This window comes from Agrobacterium sp. 20P9.1.2 (genome assembly GCF_057799395.1).
In genome coordinates, this window is the sequence record NZ_JBYOKI010000003.1 from 614,139 (window position 1) to 633,898 (window position 19,760).

Annotated in this window: 18 protein-coding genes; 7 read left to right on the forward strand and 11 right to left on the reverse strand. The window is 58.5% G+C overall.

All coding sequences use genetic code 11. From position 1 onward, the window contains the following. Nucleotides 1-6: 6 nt before the first annotated feature. A complete protein-coding gene (locus AC27VJ_RS12315) occupies nucleotides 7-759 on the forward strand; it encodes a HugZ family pyridoxamine 5'-phosphate oxidase (RefSeq protein WP_488684253.1) in 753 nt (250 codons plus the stop codon). A gap of 367 nt (nucleotides 760-1,126) precedes the next feature. Here the strand turns inward: AC27VJ_RS12315 and AC27VJ_RS12320 are convergent, their stop codons facing one another. From AC27VJ_RS12320 to AC27VJ_RS12330, 3 genes are all read right to left on the reverse strand, one after another. Continuing rightward, on the reverse strand, nucleotides 1,127-1,468 hold the full coding sequence (locus tag AC27VJ_RS12320; protein WP_062450148.1) for a RidA family protein: 342 nt from the start codon (nucleotides 1,466-1,468) through the stop codon (nucleotides 1,127-1,129). Between the two features lie 45 nt (nucleotides 1,469-1,513). Beyond that, entirely contained in the window at nucleotides 1,514-1,852 is a 339-nt protein-coding gene (locus tag AC27VJ_RS12325; RefSeq protein WP_488684256.1) for a protein tyrosine phosphatase family protein, read from the reverse strand. 123 nt (nucleotides 1,853-1,975) lie between these two features. Beyond that, entirely contained in the window at nucleotides 1,976-2,812 is an 837-nt protein-coding gene (locus AC27VJ_RS12330; protein WP_488684258.1) for a DUF4432 family protein, read from the reverse strand. Between the two features lie 155 nt (nucleotides 2,813-2,967). On the opposite strand from AC27VJ_RS12330, the gene AC27VJ_RS12335 reads away from it, so the two are divergent. Further along, entirely contained in the window at nucleotides 2,968-4,392 is a 1,425-nt protein-coding gene (locus AC27VJ_RS12335) for a L,D-transpeptidase family protein (RefSeq protein ID WP_488684259.1), read from the forward strand. A 59-nt stretch (nucleotides 4,393-4,451) separates the two neighbouring features. On the opposite strand, the gene AC27VJ_RS12340 is transcribed toward AC27VJ_RS12335, so the two are convergent. The 8 genes from AC27VJ_RS12340 to AC27VJ_RS12375 form a co-directional block, all read right to left on the reverse strand. Beyond that, nucleotides 4,452-5,681: an MFS transporter gene (locus AC27VJ_RS12340; protein ID WP_488684260.1), complete on the reverse strand. Its 1,230-nt coding sequence runs from the start codon at nucleotides 5,679-5,681 to the stop codon at nucleotides 4,452-4,454. A gap of 48 nt (nucleotides 5,682-5,729) precedes the next feature. Next, nucleotides 5,730-6,389 (reverse strand): TetR/AcrR family transcriptional regulator, encoded by a 660-nt coding sequence (locus tag AC27VJ_RS12345; protein WP_488684261.1) that lies wholly within the window; start codon nucleotides 6,387-6,389, stop codon nucleotides 5,730-5,732. 51 nt (nucleotides 6,390-6,440) lie between these two features. Beyond that, nucleotides 6,441-7,154 (reverse strand): AAA family ATPase, encoded by a 714-nt coding sequence (locus AC27VJ_RS12350; protein ID WP_353578038.1) that lies wholly within the window; start codon nucleotides 7,152-7,154, stop codon nucleotides 6,441-6,443. Between the two features lie 683 nt (nucleotides 7,155-7,837). Further along, a complete protein-coding gene (locus AC27VJ_RS12355; RefSeq protein ID WP_488684262.1) occupies nucleotides 7,838-8,983 on the reverse strand; it encodes an iron-containing alcohol dehydrogenase in 1,146 nt (381 codons plus the stop codon). Beyond that, nucleotides 8,980-10,368: an aldehyde dehydrogenase family protein gene (locus tag AC27VJ_RS12360; protein WP_488684263.1), complete on the reverse strand. Its 1,389-nt coding sequence runs from the start codon at nucleotides 10,366-10,368 to the stop codon at nucleotides 8,980-8,982. The genes AC27VJ_RS12355 and AC27VJ_RS12360 overlap by 4 nt, the downstream gene beginning before the upstream one ends. Before the next feature lie 18 nt (nucleotides 10,369-10,386). Continuing rightward, on the reverse strand, nucleotides 10,387-11,757 hold the full coding sequence (locus tag AC27VJ_RS12365; RefSeq protein WP_488684264.1) for a glutamine synthetase family protein: 1,371 nt from the start codon (nucleotides 11,755-11,757) through the stop codon (nucleotides 10,387-10,389). A gap of 60 nt (nucleotides 11,758-11,817) precedes the next feature. After that, entirely contained in the window at nucleotides 11,818-13,332 is a 1,515-nt protein-coding gene (locus AC27VJ_RS12370; RefSeq protein ID WP_488684266.1) for an amino acid permease, read from the reverse strand. A gap of 190 nt (nucleotides 13,333-13,522) precedes the next feature. Further along, the gene (locus AC27VJ_RS12375) at nucleotides 13,523-14,284 is read right to left on the reverse strand and encodes an N-formylglutamate amidohydrolase (protein WP_488684344.1); all 762 of its coding nucleotides are present in this window, start codon (nucleotides 14,282-14,284) and stop codon (nucleotides 13,523-13,525) included. A 178-nt stretch (nucleotides 14,285-14,462) separates the two neighbouring features. On the opposite strand from AC27VJ_RS12375, the gene AC27VJ_RS12380 reads away from it, so the two are divergent. The 5 genes from AC27VJ_RS12380 to AC27VJ_RS12400 all read left to right on the forward strand — a co-directional run bounded on the left by AC27VJ_RS12380 (nucleotide 14,463) and on the right by AC27VJ_RS12400 (nucleotide 19,517). Then, entirely contained in the window at nucleotides 14,463-15,347 is an 885-nt protein-coding gene (locus AC27VJ_RS12380; protein WP_488684267.1) for a MurR/RpiR family transcriptional regulator, read from the forward strand. A gap of 216 nt (nucleotides 15,348-15,563) precedes the next feature. Beyond that, nucleotides 15,564-16,670, forward strand: a complete 1,107-nt coding sequence (locus AC27VJ_RS12385) for an ABC transporter substrate-binding protein (RefSeq protein WP_488684268.1) — start codon at nucleotides 15,564-15,566, stop codon at nucleotides 16,668-16,670. A 109-nt stretch (nucleotides 16,671-16,779) separates the two neighbouring features. Beyond that, nucleotides 16,780-17,670: an ABC transporter permease gene (locus tag AC27VJ_RS12390; RefSeq protein WP_488684269.1), complete on the forward strand. Its 891-nt coding sequence runs from the start codon at nucleotides 16,780-16,782 to the stop codon at nucleotides 17,668-17,670. Next, nucleotides 17,667-18,449, forward strand: a complete 783-nt coding sequence (locus AC27VJ_RS12395; protein WP_488684270.1) for an ABC transporter permease — start codon at nucleotides 17,667-17,669, stop codon at nucleotides 18,447-18,449. Before AC27VJ_RS12390 ends, AC27VJ_RS12395 begins: the two co-directional genes overlap by 4 nt. A gap of 9 nt (nucleotides 18,450-18,458) precedes the next feature. Beyond that, on the forward strand, nucleotides 18,459-19,517 hold the full coding sequence (locus tag AC27VJ_RS12400; RefSeq protein WP_488684271.1) for an ABC transporter ATP-binding protein: 1,059 nt from the start codon (nucleotides 18,459-18,461) through the stop codon (nucleotides 19,515-19,517). Nucleotides 19,518-19,760 lie beyond the last annotated feature (243 nt).

Genomic DNA, 19,760 nt, shown 5'->3' on the forward strand with positions numbered 1-19,760 from the left:
ACAACTATGGCAGACACAACAATCCCACCCATCACACCACGCAGCGCAATCATCGAACCCTCGGCCGGTGCGCCCTTCGAAGCCGTGCGCGTGGCGCGGGACGTACTGCACACCTGCCGCACTGCCGGGCTCGCGACAATCGATCCGCAAAGCGGTTATCCCTACAACACAGCCACGAACATCGCCGTCGAGCCGGATGGCACGCCGTTCTTCTTCGCAGCCCGCCTCGCCCTCCACGCCCGCAATATCGACGCCGACCCGCGCATCTCGCTGGTTCTCGCCCCCTTCAGCAAAGGCGATGCGTTGACATTGCCGAGGCTGACGCTGGTTGGAAAAGCCGTGCTGATCAGTGATGACGAGGTGCCGCTGGCCAAGGCGCGCTACATCGCCCGCTATCCGAAAGCCAAGCTCTACCTCTCGCTACCGGACACACAGCTTTACCGCCTGAACATCGAAGGCGTACAAATCAACGGCGGCCCCGCCCGAAATGCCAGCAATATCACACCAGCCGATTTGCGCACGGACCTTTCCGGTTCTGAAGGGCTGGAGGCCGAAGTCACGCGTCTGAACAGCATCAAGGGCGAAGCATCACGGCTGGCGGTTCTGGCGGGCAGAAAGGCTGGGGCTTGGAAAGTTACGTCTATCGACCCTGATGGGATCAATCTTGCGTCGGCTGGCGATCTTGCGCGGCTTTGGTTTGACGAGCGCGTGGCGAATGTGAATCAACTTGGCAAGGCGTTGAATCGAACTTCGAAGTGATGGAGGTAAGGGATTCAAAATTAAGCAAAATTCCTTGCGGCATGGCGAAATAGCAAACGGCGGCGGGTGTGGCTTACCCCCCTCTGCCCTGCCGGGCATCTCCCCCTCAGGTGGGGAGATTAGCTGGGCGCGCGCTCACCGGTCATCTCAGACCTTGCAGAGGGGCGACGACTTGTTTGCCGGAGCCCCTCCTCTGACGCTACGATTGGAGCGGTGAGTGAGCATCTTGCCGATCTCCCCACCTGTGGGGGAGATGTCCGGCAGGACAGAGGGGGGTGAGCCACACCCACTGCCACCTGCTATTGTAAACCAGCCAACAAAAAAGCCGGCCACAAGGACCGGCTTTCTCGTCAAATTCTCAAGCCACTCAAATAGCAGCTGTCACGATAAACTCGACCTTATAATCCGGCGTAGCCAATGCTGCTTCGCTGGTCGCGCGGGCTGGTGGGTTGGCGGGGTCGATCCAGCCTTCCCAGACGGCGTTCATTTCGCCGAAGGTGGACATGTCGGAGAGATAGATGATGGTTTGGAGAACCTTGGACTTGTCGGAACCGGCGAGCGCGAGCAGGCGGTCGACTTCGGCCAGTGCGGACTTGCTCTGCTCGGTCACGGATGTGCCTTCACCGACCTGACCGGCGAGGTAGACCGTGTTGCCGTGAACGACTGCGCCGCTCATGCGCTTGCCGGGTTCGATACGCTTGATGCTCATGCTGAAACTCCTGTTGGTGCTTTGGATAGAAAATAACGGCTGCAATCAGCCGCGCAGATGATGAGTCTTTTCGTAAATGGCCGTGGAGCGCGCGCCGGAGCGGCAAAAGCCCAGCATCGGGCGCTGAAGCTCGTCCAGCGCATCCACCATGCCGGCTACGGCATCGGCATCCACGCCGAAACGACCGACGGGCACATGCACGATGGCAATGCCCAGTTCCTCGGCCCGTTCGGCAATATCGGCAAACAGCGGCTGGCCGTCTTCTTCACCATCGGGGCGATGGCAGACGATGGACTTGAAGCCCTGCGCCTTGACCTCATCGAGATCGGCAACGCTGATCTGGCCGGTTACGGAATATTCGTCGTCGATACGCCTGATATCCATCTTCGTGTCCTCCGGTCGCAACGGCAACCGGCCTTTGCAGGCCGTGCCGTCCTAAAATCCGAAACCGGTGTAAGGGGTTAAATCCGGTGCGTCAATGACGCGCTTTTCCAATTGCAGGCCCATTCAGAGAATAGAAAAGCGTAGAGCGTAACTGCGGCTCTCACCCGGCTGGAGAATGTGAAATTCACCCGCCTTCTCCAGCTCTGCGCGGTCTACCCAGCGATGAGAGACCGGCTCTATGCCCATGACATGCGCAGGCGTCTGCTGATTTCGCCACATCTGAAGATAGGGCAGCGTATCGCTGCGGAACGCCACTTTCAGCGTTCGTCCGCCAAGTGCGGTAATCGGCCCAAGCGTCATCTCCGCCCAGTCCGCCCCCTGCTCCACGGGCACGCAGAACACGCCGCCCGGCTCCTCCCCAAAACGCCAGCCGAAACCACCGCCCTCAAACATATCTCCGGAAAGCCGCACGCCATCATCGAACAGCCGCGCACCGACATTCATATGGTACATGTGAAAGACCGGACGTGCATGGTCGCTGGTATTGGTCACGCGGTCCTGCAAGCTGACTTCGCCGGTCGCCCCATCTATCCGCCACTCCCGTTCCAGCAGCGCCGTTCCGCCATCTGCCAGCGTCACGGGAACCCCAACGGCGGCGCGCGCATTATCATCCGAGGCCTCCCAGTCGAGAATTTCGGCTGGATGGGCGGAAAACGAACCATGCAAGGGATATTTGCGGCCACTGGCATCGTTTTCGATGGGTTGGGGGTGGCGAATATGGTCAGGTCCGCAGGTAAACAAAAAACCTTCGAGAGAGTGATCGATTCGCGCATCTCCATCATCGGGAATGGCCCGTCCCGGTGCAATATCGATACCTTCGACCACGCAGGCGCCGATGTCGAAAACGGATGTTTCATCGAGAAAAATCGTGGGGGATTTCCCGGATTTCAAGGCTCGCATGCTTCCTCCTCACTGCCCAATTGACGCGGCGATCACGCAAAAGCTATTGCAACGTCAGGAAATTAAGATTGCGTTAACTTCGAATTCATCTTTTTCACAATAGGGTCAAGATTAACGTGTGTGTGTTGGGCAAGAACCCAAGGGATCGCAGAATCGTGAAACTTTTTATTAACGCAATGTTCTGTCTCGCCGTGGTGGCAACGCCGATGCTTGCACCGGTAAATGCCAGCGCGCAACAGCGACAGGTCTATCAGGAACAGCCCATGCTCGTCTCCCCCGACGGGCGTGTTCTTGAATTCATGCCCGACAGCCGCGACATCGTCATCAGTCGAGATCGCATGGGTCGCACGGTTTATTACGATCGCTATGGCAATCTGGTAGCAACGGAAATGCCGCGCGGGGCAACGCCGCGCCGTCAGGCCCAGCAGCAGGACCCGTACCGAGATCCCTATTACAATCAAAACGAGACCTACTACCCGCCAGCCCCCGGCGGCCAGTACCGCGAACCACAGCGCGACTACGGTTATCAGGGTGGCAACGGCAATGTGCAGGATTACCGCGAATATCGCGGCGATGGCAGCGACCGGAATGTCTATACCGGCTCCGTCGCCCGCCCCGGCGCTGTTGAAAGCGCACCTCTGAACCAGCCGATGCCGGGCGAAAGCACCGTCGAGGCCGTGCCACAACCCGACCATCTGATCGAACGAAACCAGCCGGTCAAGGCACCGGTCAACCGGTCGCGTCAGGAAATCGTGGCGCTTCAGGTGTTCCTCGACCGTCAGGGCATTTCGCCGGGCGTGATCGATGGCAAGATGGGCGATAACGTCAACAAGGCCATTGCCGCGTGGCAGGAAATGACCGGCGAACAGCTGGACCCGAACAATACCGAGGACATTCTGGAGCGCCTGCGCAACACCGGCGGTCTGGCGATTGTTGACTATACAATAACGGCTGCCGATGCCGCTGGCCCATACGTCGCCTCCATTCCGGATGACTATGCCGAAAAGGCGCAGCTTCCGGCAATGGCTTACACCTCGACATCGGAAGCGCTGGCTGAGCGTTTCCACATGGATGAGACCTACTTGAAGGAACTGAACCCCGGCGTGGACTTCACCGTGCCCGGCACCATCATCAAGGTCGTCAATCCCGGCGAAGCCAAGACTGGTCAGGTTGCTCGCATCGTTGCCCACAAGGGCATCAAGCAGGTCTTCGCCTATGACCAGGGCGGCGCTCTGATTGCAGCCTACCCGGCCACGATCGGCTCCTCTGATACGCCATCCCCATCAGGAACCCATACAGTGGAGCGCATCGCGCTCAATCCGGGCTATACCTATAATCCGAAGATCAACTTCCAGCAGGGGCAGAACAACCAGATCCTGCAAATTCCGCCCGGCCCTAACGGTCCTGTCGGTACGGTCTGGATTGCGCTTTCCAAGCCCACCTACGGCATTCACGGCACGCCGGAACCATCCAAGATCGGCAAGACCAATAGCCATGGCTGTATCCGCCTGACCAACTGGGATGCGACGGAACTGGCCAAAATGGTTCGGCCCGGTGTGGTCGTAGAGTTTGCTGAGTAATTAAATCTCAAACACAAAAATGCCCGGCCAAGTGCCGGGCATTTCTTTTTGGAGGCTGCTTATCCGAGACGAAGCCGACGTTTTTCTGACGCGCGTTCCGTCAGGAAAAATGCAAGGCCAGATGCGGGAAGCGCAAAGCCGAGCCAGGATGCGGCAGCCCAATGGCCATGGGCATAGGCCCATCCACCCAGCGCCGAACCGGCAGCGCCACCCATGAAAAACGTCGCCATGAAGATCCCATTGAGGCGGCTGCGGAATTCTGCGCCCAGCGTGAAGATCGCGCGCTGCCCAAGCACCAGATTGGTGGTGACGGCAAAGTCCAGCACAATGGCTGCGACCACCAGCAATGCCAGCGACAGATGCGATCCCTCCGGCGCAATATGGGTAATAAGAAACGCGGTCGCTCCTGCCGTCAACGCCGCAAATGTCGCCGCCCATGTCCAGCCGCGGTCAGCCATCCGCCCGGCAATGGGCGCGGCAACCGCACCGGCGGCTCCGGCCAGAGCGAAGAGCGCAATTTCGGTCTGTGACAGGCGAAAGGCCGGACCGCTGAGATAAAGCGGCGTCACCGTCCAAAACAGGCTGAAGGCTGAAAACATGCTGGCCTGATACAGCGCGCGCCGTTGCAGCAGACGTGTGTTGGCGGCAAGCTTGGCCATGGAGGCAAGCAGCGCGGTATAGGGCAGCTTCGCATCCGGCATACGGCGCGGCAACAAACGGTAGAGAACGATTGCCAGTACAGCCATGACAGCCGCCGATATCCAGAAGACACCGCGCCATGACACGAAGTCCGACAGCACGCTGGAAACTGGCCGCGCCAGCATAATGCCAACCATCAGGCCGCTCATGATGCTGCCAACGACCCGCCCGCGCGTGGCATTGGGCGTCATATGCGCCGCCAAGGGCAGGATCATCTGCACCGCGACGGAGCTTATGCCGACGAGGAAGACGGCCAGCAGAAACGGTCCCGCATTTGGCGCAAGTGCGGCACCAACTAGCGCAATCACCGCCATCGCAACAGTGGTCACGATCAGTCTTCTGTTTTCAATGAGGTCGCCCAGCGGCACGACGAACAGGAGGCCAAGGCCGTAACCGATCTGCGTCAGCGTCACGATCAGCCCCGTTGCGCCTGCCGAAATGCCAAGCTCTGCCCCAATGACGCCCGCCAGCGGCTGGGCATAATAAAGATTGGCTGCAACCAGACCACAGGCCGTGGCCAGCAGAAAAATCATGGCGGAAGAGAGCGTCTCGTCCTGTGCGGGCTCAGCGCCAAGCACCGTGGGTGTCATGTTAAGTCTCCAATTCGGAAATAATCATTTCCAAAATAAGCAAAAAATTCAGTCGAATACCTTCATGGCAATATCGACCACTGCACTCAGTTCCTCCCGCGTTGGGGCGGTTTTGCCGACAACGCGAATTCCGTAGAGAATGCAAAGGGCGGTCTTTGCCAGCGCCTCCGCATCCCGATCAGCCGTAACACTGCCATCCGCCTGCCCTTCCCGCACGAGACGCGCCAAAATCCTCTCGCGTGCTTCGATGGCGCCGCGCACGACGCGGGCCATGTCCTCATCCAGCGAGGCCAGATCAGCGGTGGCACCGACAACGAGGCAGCCGCGTCCACCCGATTGCCCAGCGGACCCATCGGCATAAAAATTCATCGCCGCCAGCAGCTTCCCTCGGCCATTCGTGCCAGCCCGGACAGCCGCCTCGAAACGCTGCGTCTGCACCAGCTTGTAGCGCTCGACAGCGGCAATATAGATGTCCTTCTTATCCTTGAAGGCCTTGTAGAGACTGCCCTGTGTCAGCTCCATCGCCTGCGTCAGATCCCCCACTGAGGTCGCGTGATAACCGCGCTCTGAAAACACGCCAATGGCCTTGTCGATGGCCTGATCGACATCGAACTCGCGCGGACGACCGCGCTGGCGTGTGAGGGTGGAAGATGAAAGGTTCTGTGTCATGGCGGCAATATAGGAAACGATCGTTTCCAAATCAAGCAAAATAATACGCCCGGCTCGTTAGAGAACCGGGCGTACTGAATTTGCTTGAAATCAGGCCGCCTTGCGACCGAACATTTTCAGCACATTGCCGGAGCGAACGACGCGCACGGGCATCAGCCGCAAGACCTCATTGGCGAAGCTGCGAACATTCTCCATGGCCTTATCGACATTGCTGACCTTGTGACAGTCCAGACCGGCCAGCGTGCCACCATAATCGAAAATATCGCGGAAGGCTGCGCGCTCGGCAATCGGCGTATCCAGAACGCGCACATTCTTTTCTGCCAGCAACGCTTTGACCAGCAGCATTGAGCGGGTGCTGACCATGGCATTGACGCGGGTCAGCACGACCGAATGATCGATCTTCATGCCCATTTTGCGGTTGAGGAATTCGATATGCTCAAGCACCTCAGCCGCGCCGCGGGCGTCCATCGCAGAGCCCTGCACCGGGATGATGACGTGGTCGGAAATGCCGAGCGCCATGGTCAGAAGCGGGCTTTTCGTGCCCGGCAGATCAATGATGAAACAGTCCGTGTTCGACCGGTTTTCGCGAATATGCGTTTCCAGCGACGCCATGGTGACATGGGAGATGACCGCCAGATTCTGCATCTGGCCCGACATTTCCGACCAGCGCGAAATCCACAGTTGCGGATCGGCATCCAGAACCGTCACGCGGTGGCCGGTGCGCGCAAGCTCGGTCGCCAGCAGCAAAACCGCCGTCGTCTTCCCCGCGCCGCCCTTTGTATTTGCAAACGTAATGACAGGCATGTGGCCCCCAAATGCAGAGCCTGAATTCATCGCTCTTCAACGCACCGCGAGATTCATGGTGCAGGGATATTGTTAACGAAGATGGTTAATGAAATGGAAAGATTTGGTGCGAGGTTTTGTGTGGGGTGGGGTATTTGGGTGTGACAACCGCCTGAGTAACACTCTCATATCAGAGGATGCGGCTGGGTTATCTCTCCCCTTGTGGGAGAGAAAGCAATTTCAACATCTTAGCAAAGCTAAGTGTTAGAAATTGCAAGTGAGGGGTTTCTCTCGGCGCGAGCGGCAAACCCCTCACCTGAAAAATCTATGACTTAGCTTTGCTAAGATCATGATTTTTCTTCCTCTCCCACAAGGGGAGAGGTAACCCAGCCGCAACCGTCGACACACCCACCGCCCTCATGCTTCGGTGCTTTGGCCGAAGGGCAAAGCACCGAAGCATCTGCCGCATACTCTGCCCCAAGCCCGCAACCACCGTCCTCATGCTGAGGTGGCGCGAAGCGCCCTCGAAGTATCCGCCGCATACTCTGCCCCAAAGCCCGCAACCCTCGTCCTTCGAGGCCCCTGCGGGGCACCTCAGGATGAGGGTTGCTGCCGTTGTGGGCTAACGTTTACGCGCCAGCATTAAGCACCAGCGTAAGCACCCGCACCTCGCCGTTCAAATCAGCCAAGCGCCATCACCTCACTCAAAAGCACTCCAGAAACAGCGCCTTCGTATTCTCCGCCGTCATCTCCACCGGGTTACCGCCGCAGCTCGGGTCCTTGATGGCCTCTGCCACCAGTTCATCCACGCGGTCTGGCTTGATACCCATGGCGGTCAGGCTTTCCGGTACGCCCAGCTCTTTGCGAAGCTCCAGCACGTAATCATAAAACCCATCGAACCCGCCTTCGATACCGAGATAGGCTGCCGCGCGGGCGATTTTCTCTTCGATAACAGGGCGGTTGAAGCAAAGGACCGCTGGCATGACGACGGCGTTGGTCATGCCGTGGTGGGTGTTGTAGACGGCGCCGATGGGGTGCGACAGGGAATGGATAGCGCCCAGCCCCTTCTGGAAGGCGACCGCGCCCATGGCGGCGGCGGCCATCATGTTGGAACGGGCTTCGATATCCGTGCCGTCCCTATAGGCGCGTGGCAGATATTCCTTCACCAACCGCAGGCCTTCAAGCGCGATGCCCTGGCTCATGGGGTGGAAGAAGGGCGAGGAATAGGCTTCCAGGCAATGGGCGAAGGCATCCATGCCGGTGCCTGCGGTAATCGCCTTGGGCATGCCGACCGTCAGTTCCGGATCGCAGATGACGACGCCGGGCAGGAATTTCGGGTGGAAGATGATCTTCTTCACATGGGTTTGCGAATTGGTGATGACGCTGGCGCGGCCCACTTCCGAGCCTGTGCCAGCTGTCGTCGGCACGGCGACGATGGGGGCGATACCATCAGAGTTTGCACGGGTCCACCAGTCGCCAATATCCTCGAAATCCCAGACCGGACGGGTCTGGCCTGCCATGAAGGCGACGGCCTTGCCGAGGTCGAGACCGGAGCCACCGCCAAAGGCGACGACGCCGTCATGGCCGCCATCCTTGAAGGCTTTGACGCCGGCTTCGAGATTGATCTCGTTGGGGTTGGGGTCCACATCGGCAAAGATGGCGCGGCCAAGACCCGCCTCTTCCAGAATATCCAGCGCGTGGCCGGTGATCGCCATATTGGCCAGGCCACGGTCGGTGACCAGCAGCGGCTTTTTGATGCCGAGCGTCTTGCAGGCATCCGCCAATTCCTTGATCCGGCCACGTCCCATCTTGATCGGGGTTGGGTAGCTCCAGTTTGCGACGATGTTCATTTCGTGACTTTCTTCAGATGGTAGGATTTTGGACGGGTCAGGTTCTGGAAACCGATGACCGACAATGAGCCGCCGCGACCGGTTTCCTTGACGCCGGTCCAGCAGAGAGCCGGGTCGAGATAATCGGCGCGGTTCATGAAGACGGTGCCGGTTTCAATCTCGCGACCGATGCGCCCTGCCCGCTCAGCGTCCTGCGTCCACAGCGATGCAGTGAGACCGTATTTGCTGTCATTCATCAGGCGGATGGCTTCTTCGTCGTTCTTCACCTTCATGATGCCAACGGCAGGACCGAAGGTTTCTTCGGTCATGAATTCCATGGAGTGATCGACATCAATGAGAATTTGCGGCGCGACATAGGCGCTTTCGCCATCATCGGCGGCAAAGAGCTTGGGATCGACCAGCGCCTTGGCGCCCTTGGCAACGGCATCGGCCACCTGCTGGCGCACGACCTTGGCGAAACGCTTATTGGCCATAGGGCCGAGGGACGTTTCCTGCTCCAGCGGGTTGCCCAGCTTGTAATTGGAAACCCAGGCGACGGACTTTTCAACGAAGGCATCGAACAGCGCTTCATTGACATAGACGCGCTCGATACCGCAGCAGCATTGCCCGGAATTGAAGGTCGCGCCGTCCATCAGCGTATCGACTGCCGCATCCAGATCGGCGTCTTCCATGACGTAGCCGGGGTCTTTGCCGCCGAGTTCAAGACCAAGGCCGGTGAAGGTGCCAGCCGCAGCGCGCTCGATGGCGCGACCGCCTTCGACGGAGCCGGTGAAGTTGACGAAGTTGAAATTACTTTCGGCAATCAGCGCCGATGTGGTCTGATGATCGAGGAAAAGATTGGCGAAAACATCATCCGGCACACCGGCCTCGACAAAGGCGCGCACCATACGCTCACCCACCAGCAGCGTCTGCGCGGCGTGCTTGATGACAACCGTGTTGCCCGCCATCAGCGCCGGTGCAATCGTATTGATCGCCGTCATGTAGGGGTAGTTCCACGGCGCGATGACGAAGACGACGCCGTGCGCTTCGCGCTCGATACGGCGCTCGAAATTGCCGCTTTCCTCGATGACCAGCGGTGCCAGCGCATCGGCTGCAATGGCTGCGACATAGTTCGAGCGTTCGTTAAAACCCTTGAACTCGCCGCCGTAGCGTACCGGGCGGCCCATCATATGGGCCAGTTCCGGCACGACTTCGCCAACCATCTCATTCAGCCGCGCGACGCCTTTCAGCACTAGTTGAACGCGATCTTCCAAAGGGCGACGGGCCCAGGATTTTTGCGCAGCACGCGCCTTCAACACGACGCCGCGCGCCGCATCCAGCGACATCGCCTCGCGTTCGGCATAAACGGTGCCGTCGATCGGCGAAATATTCTGGATCATGGTCATGATATTTTCCTACTTTGTTTATGCCCGCTCAAACCCGCGCGCGACTTCCCAGTCGGTGACGCGGCGGTCGTATTCTTCCTGCTCCCACTTTGCGGCGCGAACATAGTGGTCGATGACATCCTCACCAAAAGCGCTGCGCAGCATCTTGGACGTGTTAAGGTGATCCGTCGCATCCCGCAATGTCTTGGGTATCTCGCGGATGTCCTTGCCGCCATAGGCATCGCCTTCGAACTGCGCCTCAAGTTCCATCTTGTTTTCGATGCCGTCAATGCCTGCCGCCAGAAGTGCGGCCATGGCGAGGTGCGGGTTGAGGTCGGAGCCGCCGACGCGGCATTCGATGCGGATGCCCTTGGTGTCTGCGCCGCAAAGGCGGTAACCTGCGGTGCGGTTATCCGTGCTCCACACGGACTTGGTGGGCGCAAATGTGCCTGCCATATAGCGCTTGTAGGAGTTGATATAGGGCGCGAGGAAATAAGTGATTTCGCTTGCATGGGCCAAAAGCCCGGCGATGTAATGCTTCATCATGGCGGACATGCCGTGGTCGGCGTCCTTGTCCAGAAACATCGGCGTCTTGCCATCGAGGCTCCACAGCGACTGGTGGATGTGCGAGGAACTGCCCGCCGCGCTGTAATTCCACTTGGCAAGGAAGGTCACGGCCTTTCCTTTGGACCAGGCGATTTCCTTGGTGGCGTTTTTGATGATGGCGTGGCGGTCGGCCATGGTGAGCGCATCGGCGTAGCGCACGTTGATCTCTTCCTGGCCGGCAGACGCCTCGCCCTTGGTGTTTTCCACTGGAATTCCAGCACCTTGCAGGCCATTGCGAATGGCGCGCATGACATCTTCTTCCTTGGTGGTCTGGAAGATGTGGTAGTCTTCATTATAGGCGCTGGCGAGTTGCAGATCGCGGTAGCCATTGGCACGGGCGGTCTCGAAACTCTGGTCGAACAGGAAGAATTCCAGCTCGCTGGCCATATAGGCTTTCAGCCCCATGGCCTCCAGACGCGCGACCTGTTTCTTCAACAGCGCGCGGGGAGAGTGGGCAACCTCGGCATGGGTGTGGTGGTCATAGGCATCGCACAGAACCAGCGCCGTGCCTTCCAGCCATGGCACACGGCGTAGGGTGGCGAGATCGGGCTTCAGCGTATAATCGCCGTAACCCTTTTCCCAACTGGTGGATTTGTAGCCCGGCACGGTTTCCATTTCCATGTCGGTTGCGAGCAGATAGTTGCAGGTGTGGGTTTCCTCATAGGCGCTTTCCACGAAGAATTCCGCCTGGAAGCGTTTGCCCATCAGACGACCCTGCATATCCACGAGGCATGCCAGAACCGTGTCTATGCGCCCTTCCGCGACATCTTTTTTAAGCTCGTCGAATGTGTAGGTCGTCGTCATGATGTTTTCGTTCCCTTTGTTTTATGGGGCGACCGTTGCCGGTCGCCCTGTTTGTCTCGGTCAGGCCTTGGCAGCCGCCGCATCGAGTGCGGCCTGCTTGTGCTCCAGCGCGAATTCCTCTTCCGGCGACAGGATGAGGCGGTGACGGCCAACCAGCGCGAAATAGGCGATGGCAACGGCAAACCACAGCGCCACCCAGATCACGCCCTTGGTGAAGTTCGGGTCCTGCACCTGATAGAGCAAGGTTATGACAGCGATGATGATGGTCAGCACAGCACCAGGAATGCCGAGCGGCGAACGGAAAGGACGCTCGATGTTGGGCAGGTTACGGCGCAGCATGATGAAGGAGATCGCCTGCATGATATAGGAGAACATCGCGCCGAACACGGCCATATTGAGCAGCACGCTGCCGATGATGCTGCCGCCCTCGGTCGCACCCAATGCGAACCAGATGGTCATCATCACCGCGAGGCCGACGATGGCACCCGTCAACATCGCGACATGCGGTGTCTTGAACTTGGGATGCGTGACGGACAGCGCCGTCGGGAAATAGCCCGCACGCGACAGCGAATAGATCTGGCGACCCTGCGCATAGAGGATGGTGTGGAAGCTAGCGATGAGGCCCGTCAGCGCCACGAAGCCAAGCAGAACAACGCCGCCATCACCATAGACGGCCTTGAAACCATCCAGCAGCGGCTCCAGCGAAGAGCCGAGATGGAAGGCACCGATGCCGGGCAGCGAAGGGTTGAGCAGCACGATCATAAAGGCCGAGATCATGAGCGTGATGATGCCGAGAATGATGCCCTTGGGCATATCGCGCTTCGGATCGACGGATTCTTCAGCCGCCAGCGGCAATTGCTCGATGGCGAGGAACAGCCAGACCGCAAAGGGCAGCGTGGCGAGAACACCGGAGAAGCCGAAGGGGAAGAAGGAGCCGTTGCCTTCCGGCAGTTCGATGGCCGCACCATCCGGCCCGACGCCGATATTCAGCGCCCAGCGGGAGAAATCGATATTGGGAATGGCGCTGATCCAGAAGAAGACGAGAACACCCAGCGAAATCAGCGTGATAACAAGTGTTACCTTGAAGGACAGTTCAAGTCCGAAGACGTTGAGCGCCAGAAAGATAACGTAGAACAGCACCCACAGGAACGGCGAATAGGCCGGATCGAGCCCGAGGATGGAGTTTACGTAAGCCGTAATGAAGGTGACGATGACGGCGGGCGTGAGGACGTATTCAACGTTCTCGCAAAGGCCAGTGATGAAGCCGCCCCATGGACCCATCGCCGTGCGGGCGAAGGAATAGGCGGCACCCGTATGCGGCAAGGCCGGGCTCATTTCCGCGATGGAGAATGTCAGCCCGAGATACATGACGGCGATGATCATGCCCGCAACCAGCATGCCGCCCCAGCCGCCGGTGGCGAAGCCGAAGTTCCAGCCGGAAAAATGGCCAGAAATAACCGCGCCGACGCCAAGCGCCCACAACGACCAGACACCCGCGTAACGCGAGAGCCCTCTTTTTTCGAAATAGGATGCGTCAGCCTTCTTATAGCTGACCCCTGATGATGAATTGTCCATGCCGTTCTCTCCTGATCAAGAAAAACAGGCTGTCAGCCGGAATGGCCGATTTTGCCCCAGTCTCGGCGCGATGGAACACCCGATCACGCCATGCACATCTGCTGTTCCCACGCTGCACCCGTGCCGATTGTTCGGCATTCTTGGCGGTGCAGCGCCGTTCCAGTTCGCGAGGCAATTCCCGCGAAACGAATTACGAGGCCTCGGCGGCAATCCCCGCCACCAGAAGCCCATGCAGAAAATCGGCAGCGACCCGCTGCCCCTCTTCATCCTGAATGAGGTCGTTGCGAACCTCGATCATCACGTTCAAAAGACCGTTCGGCAGCGCATGAAGGCGCAGCGTGTGGGTCACACCGTCCTCCGGCCCATAGGGCTCGTTGCGCTCGACCTTGAAGGATGAACCCGCGGCATGTGCCAACATCGCATCGGCAAGCCGGGCGTCTGTATCGTGCAGAATGCCGATTTCCACCGCGCGCTGCTTGCCGTGATAGACCGGCGTAAAACTGTGGATCGTCACCAGAACGGGATTTTGCCGAGCCGCGACAAGCTCGCTGATGCGATCATGAAACGGAATATAGAGCGCCGAGGTGCGGGCGAACCGTTCCGCGTCACTCAAATCCGCATTGCCGGGAATGTCGTAGATTTCGCTGGCGACGGGCATGGCCGAGGGCGATTCCGGCGGGCGATTGCAGTCATAGATCAGCCGGGAATAGTTTTGGTAGACGACGGTCGCATCGAGACTGGCCGACAGGAGACGGGTGACGGCGAGAGCGCCGGGATCCCAGGCAATATGGCTTGCAAGCACGTCTTCGTTGAGGCCAAGGGTGCCGAACCGGACGGGCAGCCTGCGTGACGCATGTTCGCACACCAGCAGCACACGGCTCTTTCCGTCAGCATTTTCCACGGCAACAGGCCCTGCCTCATCGCTTGTGAAAAACTGGCCTTGCACCATCATGGTGAACCCCGCTGCCAACATCACTGTCCCCCGACAGCTAAGAAAAGAATTCTTCACTCACGACAAAGTGTCAAATGGTTTTTGAAATTTTCTCTTCATTTTTTCGATTGACTCTGCGCTACGCCCGTATCTTAATCAGTGCTAACAGACCGGCGAAAAGACCGGCTAGGGGAAAAATTTGCACAGTTCGGCCGCGACCGTTTCGGACGTCATTCAGGCTCATTACGAGAGCCTGACGCGTGCTGAAAAGCGTTTGGCGGAAAGTCTTCTCGGTAATTATCCGGTCTCGGGGCTGGGCAGCATCACCACCGTTGCGGAAAATGCAGGCGTTTCGACGCCGACTGTGGCACGAATGGTGCAGAAGCTGGGCTTTAAGGGTTACCCCGATTTTCAGGCGCGGCTGCATCAGGAGCTGGAAGCCACCATTTCCAACCCCATCGCCAAGCATGACCGCTGGGCTAGCAATGCGCCGGGCCTCCACATTCTCAACCGCTTTGCCGATGCGATAACCAACAATCTGCGCGATACGCTGAGCGACCTCGACACCGCCGATTTCGACAATGCCGCAGCCCTGCTGTCTGATCGCAAACGCAGCCTCTATTTCGTCGGCGGGCGCATTACCGGGGCGATTGCCGAATATTTCTTCACCCATATGCAGGTCATCCGCCCCAAGACGGCGCTGATGTCGTCCAACTCCAGTTCATGGCCGCAATTCATGTTGAACATGAATGCGGGCGACGTGCTGGTGATGTTCGATATCCGCCGTTACGAGCAGGACATGGTGACGCTGGCGCAGGTGGCACATGACAACAATGTGCGCATATTGCTGTTCACAGATCAGTGGACATCACCGGTTTCGCGCTTTGCCGAACATACGTTTCGCGTGCGCATCGAGGCCCCATCGGCCTGGGACAGCTCCGTTGTGACCCTGTTCGTGGTGGAAGCGCTGATCGAGGCTGTGCAAAACAACAGCTGGGACGAGACCCGCCAGCGCATGAACTCTCTCGAAGGCCTCTTCGAGCAGACACGCCTATTCAGAAAACCGGAAAAGGGAGAAAAATAGGAGGGCCGGGCGCAGCGCAGAATTCTGACAAACGGCGCAACACGAATTTTTTATGTCGTTTTTTAAATATCATGGCGACGACAGGGCGCAATGATGGCAATAAAACGGCAGGGGCCAGATGAGGGCGAAAACTCGCCTGAAAAAACCGTCACATAACGTTCATGCAACCCACGTATCAGCGTCGCCAGACGCATGAGACACAAGAGGAGACTAAACGTGATCTCGCACAGCCGCCGACTGCTATCGCTGACAACAGCACTGGTCATCGCATCTACCGCGATTGCCTCTGCCGCACCGAGCGAAGAACTCATCGCTGCCGCCAAGAAGGAAGGCATGCTGACGACCATCGCACTGCCTCACGACTGGTGCGGTTATGGCGACGTTATTGCCTCCTTCAAAGCCAAGTATCCTGAAATTCAGGTGAACGAACTGAACCCGGACGCCGGCTCTGCCGACGAAGTGGAAGCCATCAAGGCCAACAAGGACAACAAGGGCCCACAGGCTCCTGACGTGATCGACGTTGGTCTCGCATTCGGCCCGCAGGCCAAGAAGGAAGGCCTTCTTCAGCCTTACAAGGTCTCCACCTGGGACGAAATTCCTGACAATGTGAAGGATGCCGAAGGCTACTGGTACGGCGACTATTACGGCGTCATGTCCATCTTCGTGAACAAGGACCTCGTCAAGAATTCTCCGAAGGACTGGGCTGACCTTCTGAAGCCGGAATATTCCGGTCAGGTCGCTCTTGCTGGTGACCCACGCGCTTCCAACCAGGCTATTCTGGGCGTTCTCGCTGCCGGTCTTTCCACCGGTGCCAAGGACGGCAAGGAAGCTGGCGAAGCCGGTCTGAAGTATTTCGCCGAGCTCAACAAGGCTGGCAACTTCGTTCCCGTCATCGGCAAGGCCGGTACGCTGGCACAGGGTGCAACACCGATCGTCGTTGCATGGGACTATAACGCGCTGTCCTGGGCGAAGACGCTGAACGGCAACCCTCCGACAGAAGTCGTCGTTCCTGAAAAGGGCGTTCTGGCTGGCGTTTACGTGCAGGGCATCTCCGCCTACGCACCGCATCCAAACGCTGCAAAGCTCTGGATGGAGCATCTCTATTCGGACGACGGTCAGCTTGGCTGGCTGAAGGGCTTCTGCCACCCAATCCGCTTCAACGCTCTTGCCAAGGCAAACAAGATTCCAAAGGATCTCTTGGACGCCCTGCCACCAGCAGCAGCCTATGAAAAGGCAATCTTCCCGACACTCGAAGACGTCGATGCCAACAAGGCTGCCGTCACCGCCGGTTGGGACAAGGTTGTCGGCGCAAACGTGAAGTAACGACCAAAACAGCCGCCCCGATCTTTTCAAAGGCTAAGGCCTTTTCAAAAGCCGGGGCGGCTGATTTTATAAGAAAAGCCACGATAAGAGCGGCATTCGGGAACTTGGTATGACACCAGACAATATTGGCGCACCATTGCGGCCATCAGGACGTTTCCGCCTGAAGCTGGAATGGCTTGGCGTTTTGCCATTTGCAATTTTCATTCTGCTTTTTTTGATCATGCCGACGATGAAAATCGTCATCGGCGCTTTTCAGACGCCGGATGGCGGCTTTACGCTGCAAAACCTCGCGGATCTGTTTACGCCGTCGATTCTCTCGGCCTACTGGATTTCCATCAAGATCAGCGTCGCCTCGGCAGCCCTTGGCTGTCTGATCGGTTTTGGCGTGGCCACGGCCGTGGTGCTGGGCGGTCTGCCACCGAAAATCCGCGCACCTCTGCTGACATTTTCCGGTGTCGCATCGCAATTTGCAGGCGTGCCGCTGGCCTTTGCCTTCATCGCCACGCTTGGCCCAGTCGGTCTCGTCACCGTATTTTTGAAAACCCAGCTCGGCCTCGATCTGCGCCTCCTGGGCTTCAACATTCTGTCCTTCTGGGGCCTGACCGTTACCTATCTGTTTTTCCAGATCCCCTTGATGATCCTCATCATCACTCCGGCGCTGGACGGGTTGAAGCGCGAATGGCGCGAGGCTGCGGAAATTCTGGGCGCCAGCGGCTTTCAATATTGGCGCATGGTGGCCTTCCCCATTCTGCTGCCCTCTATTCTCGGCACATTTTCGCTGCTGTTTGCCAACGCTTTCGGCGCGGTTGCGACGGCAATTGCGCTCACCGGCTCATCGCTCAACATCGTGCCTATTCTGCTGTTTGCGCAAATCCGCGGTGACGTGCTGGGCAATCCCAACCTCGGTTATGCGCTGGCCTTCGGCATGATCCTTGTGACCTGCATTGCCAACACGCTCTATATCTGGATGCGCACGCGCAGCGAAAGGTGGCTGAAATGAAGCGGTTCTTCGCCTGGGGCGCGCTGCTTTTCGGCCTGCTCTATTTCGCCCTGCCGCTCATCGGCATGACCAATTTCTCGCTGAAAATGCGTCGCGGCGAATATTCCTTCGACGCCTACGCCAAGGTTCTCGGCGATCCGCGCTTTCAGGAAACCTTCAGCTTTTCCGTCATGATGGCGCTGGTTACCATCATCTTCGGTGTGCTGCTGGTGGTGCCGACGGCCTATTGGGTGCGGCTGAAACTGCCCGCGCTGCGGCCCGTCATCGAATTCATCACGCTTCTGCCGCTGGTCATTCCGGCCATCGTCATCGTCTTCGGGTACATCAGGCTCTACAACACCTCCAGCTGGCTGCCGCTGACGGGAACGACATCTGGCACCAACCTGCTGTTGATGTTCGGCTATACCACGCTTGCCCTGCCCTATATGTACCGCGCCGTCGATACCGGGCTTCGCACCATCGACATCACCACGCTGACGGAGGCCGCGCAAAGCCTCGGTGCCGGATGGACGACCATTCTCGCACGCATCATTCTGCCGAATGTGCTGGTGGCTGTTCTCTCCGGTGCATTTTTGACCTTCGCCATCGTCATCGGTGAATTCACCATGGCAGCGCTTTTGAACCGCCCGGCCTTCGGCCCTTACATGCAGTTGCTGGGTGCCAACCGCGCCTATGAGCCAGCGGCGCTCGCCGTGATTTCCTTCGGCATCACCTGGGGCTGCTTAGGCCTGATCCAACTCGTTTCGCGATACCAAAAAGGCACGCCTCCCAAGGCCTGAGGATATTTTATGAGCTTTTTGACACTTCAGAACATCAAAAAATCCTTCGGTCAGGTTCAGGTCGTCCATGATTTCAACATGGCGATCGAGCAGGGAGAATTCGTTTCCTTCCTCGGACCATCAGGTTGCGGCAAAACCACCATCCTGCGGATGATTGCCGGTTTCGAGACGCCGAGTGCTGGCAGCATCGTCGTCAAGGGCAAGGACCAGACGACGCTGAAACCGAACCAGCGCAACATCGGCATGGTGTTTCAGGCCTATGCGCTGTTTCCCAACATGAACGTCTACGAAAACGTTGCCTTCGGTCTGAAAATTGCTGGCAAGCCCAAGGCGGAAATCGATGCGCGGGTGAAGGAAATGCTGGCGCTGATCCATCTGGATCACTTGGCCGACCGTTACCCCTACCAGATGTCCGGCGGGCAGCAGCAGCGCGTGGCGCTGGCGCGCGCGCTCGCTCCCAAGCCGCAGGTTCTGTTGCTGGATGAACCGCTGTCTGCGCTCGACGCCAAAATCCGCGTCTCGCTGCGCGAAGAAATCCGCAGTATTCAGCGCAAGCTCGGCATCACCACCATTTTCGTCACCCACGATCAGGAAGAGGCGCTTACGATATCCGACCGCATCGTGGTGATGAATGCCGGACGCGCCGACCAGATCGGATCGCCCTTCGACATTTATAACAAGCCCGCCACGCGTTTCGTCGCATCCTTCGTGGGTACGTTGAACCTCATCGACGCCACCGTTGTGGATGCATCGACCAGCACGATCCTGATCGGTGATCAGCAGGTTTCGCTGAAAAAGCCGCTGGGCAAAGGCAATGGCGAGAAGGTCACTGTGGCATTGCGGCCCGAGGCCGGTTCTCTGGGTGAAGCCAATGTCGGCGATGTCGCAATTTCCGGCACCGTGACCTCCAGCCACTTCCTCGGCTCGGTTATCCGCACACGCATGGATGTGGGCGGAGCGACGCTGTCATTCGATATGTTCAACGATCCCGGCAAGACACCGCCCGCCATCGGTGAGCGGATCACGCTGAAATTTGCATCAGAAGATTTGATGATTGTGGCAGACTGACAGCGCAGGGCGGTCTGCACGTCTTTCACCGCAATGGATGGCAGCGGGTGTGGCTCACCCCCCTCTGTCCTGCCGGACATCTCCCCCTCAGGTGGGGAGATCGACGTGTTGCGACCTCTTGCCCATCTTGAAGGCTGCGAAATAGAGCGGCGAGCATGCGCCTTGCCGATCTCCCCCCTTGAGGGGGAGATGCCCGGCAGGGCAGAGGGGGGTAAGCCACACGCGCTGTCACCCAATGTATTT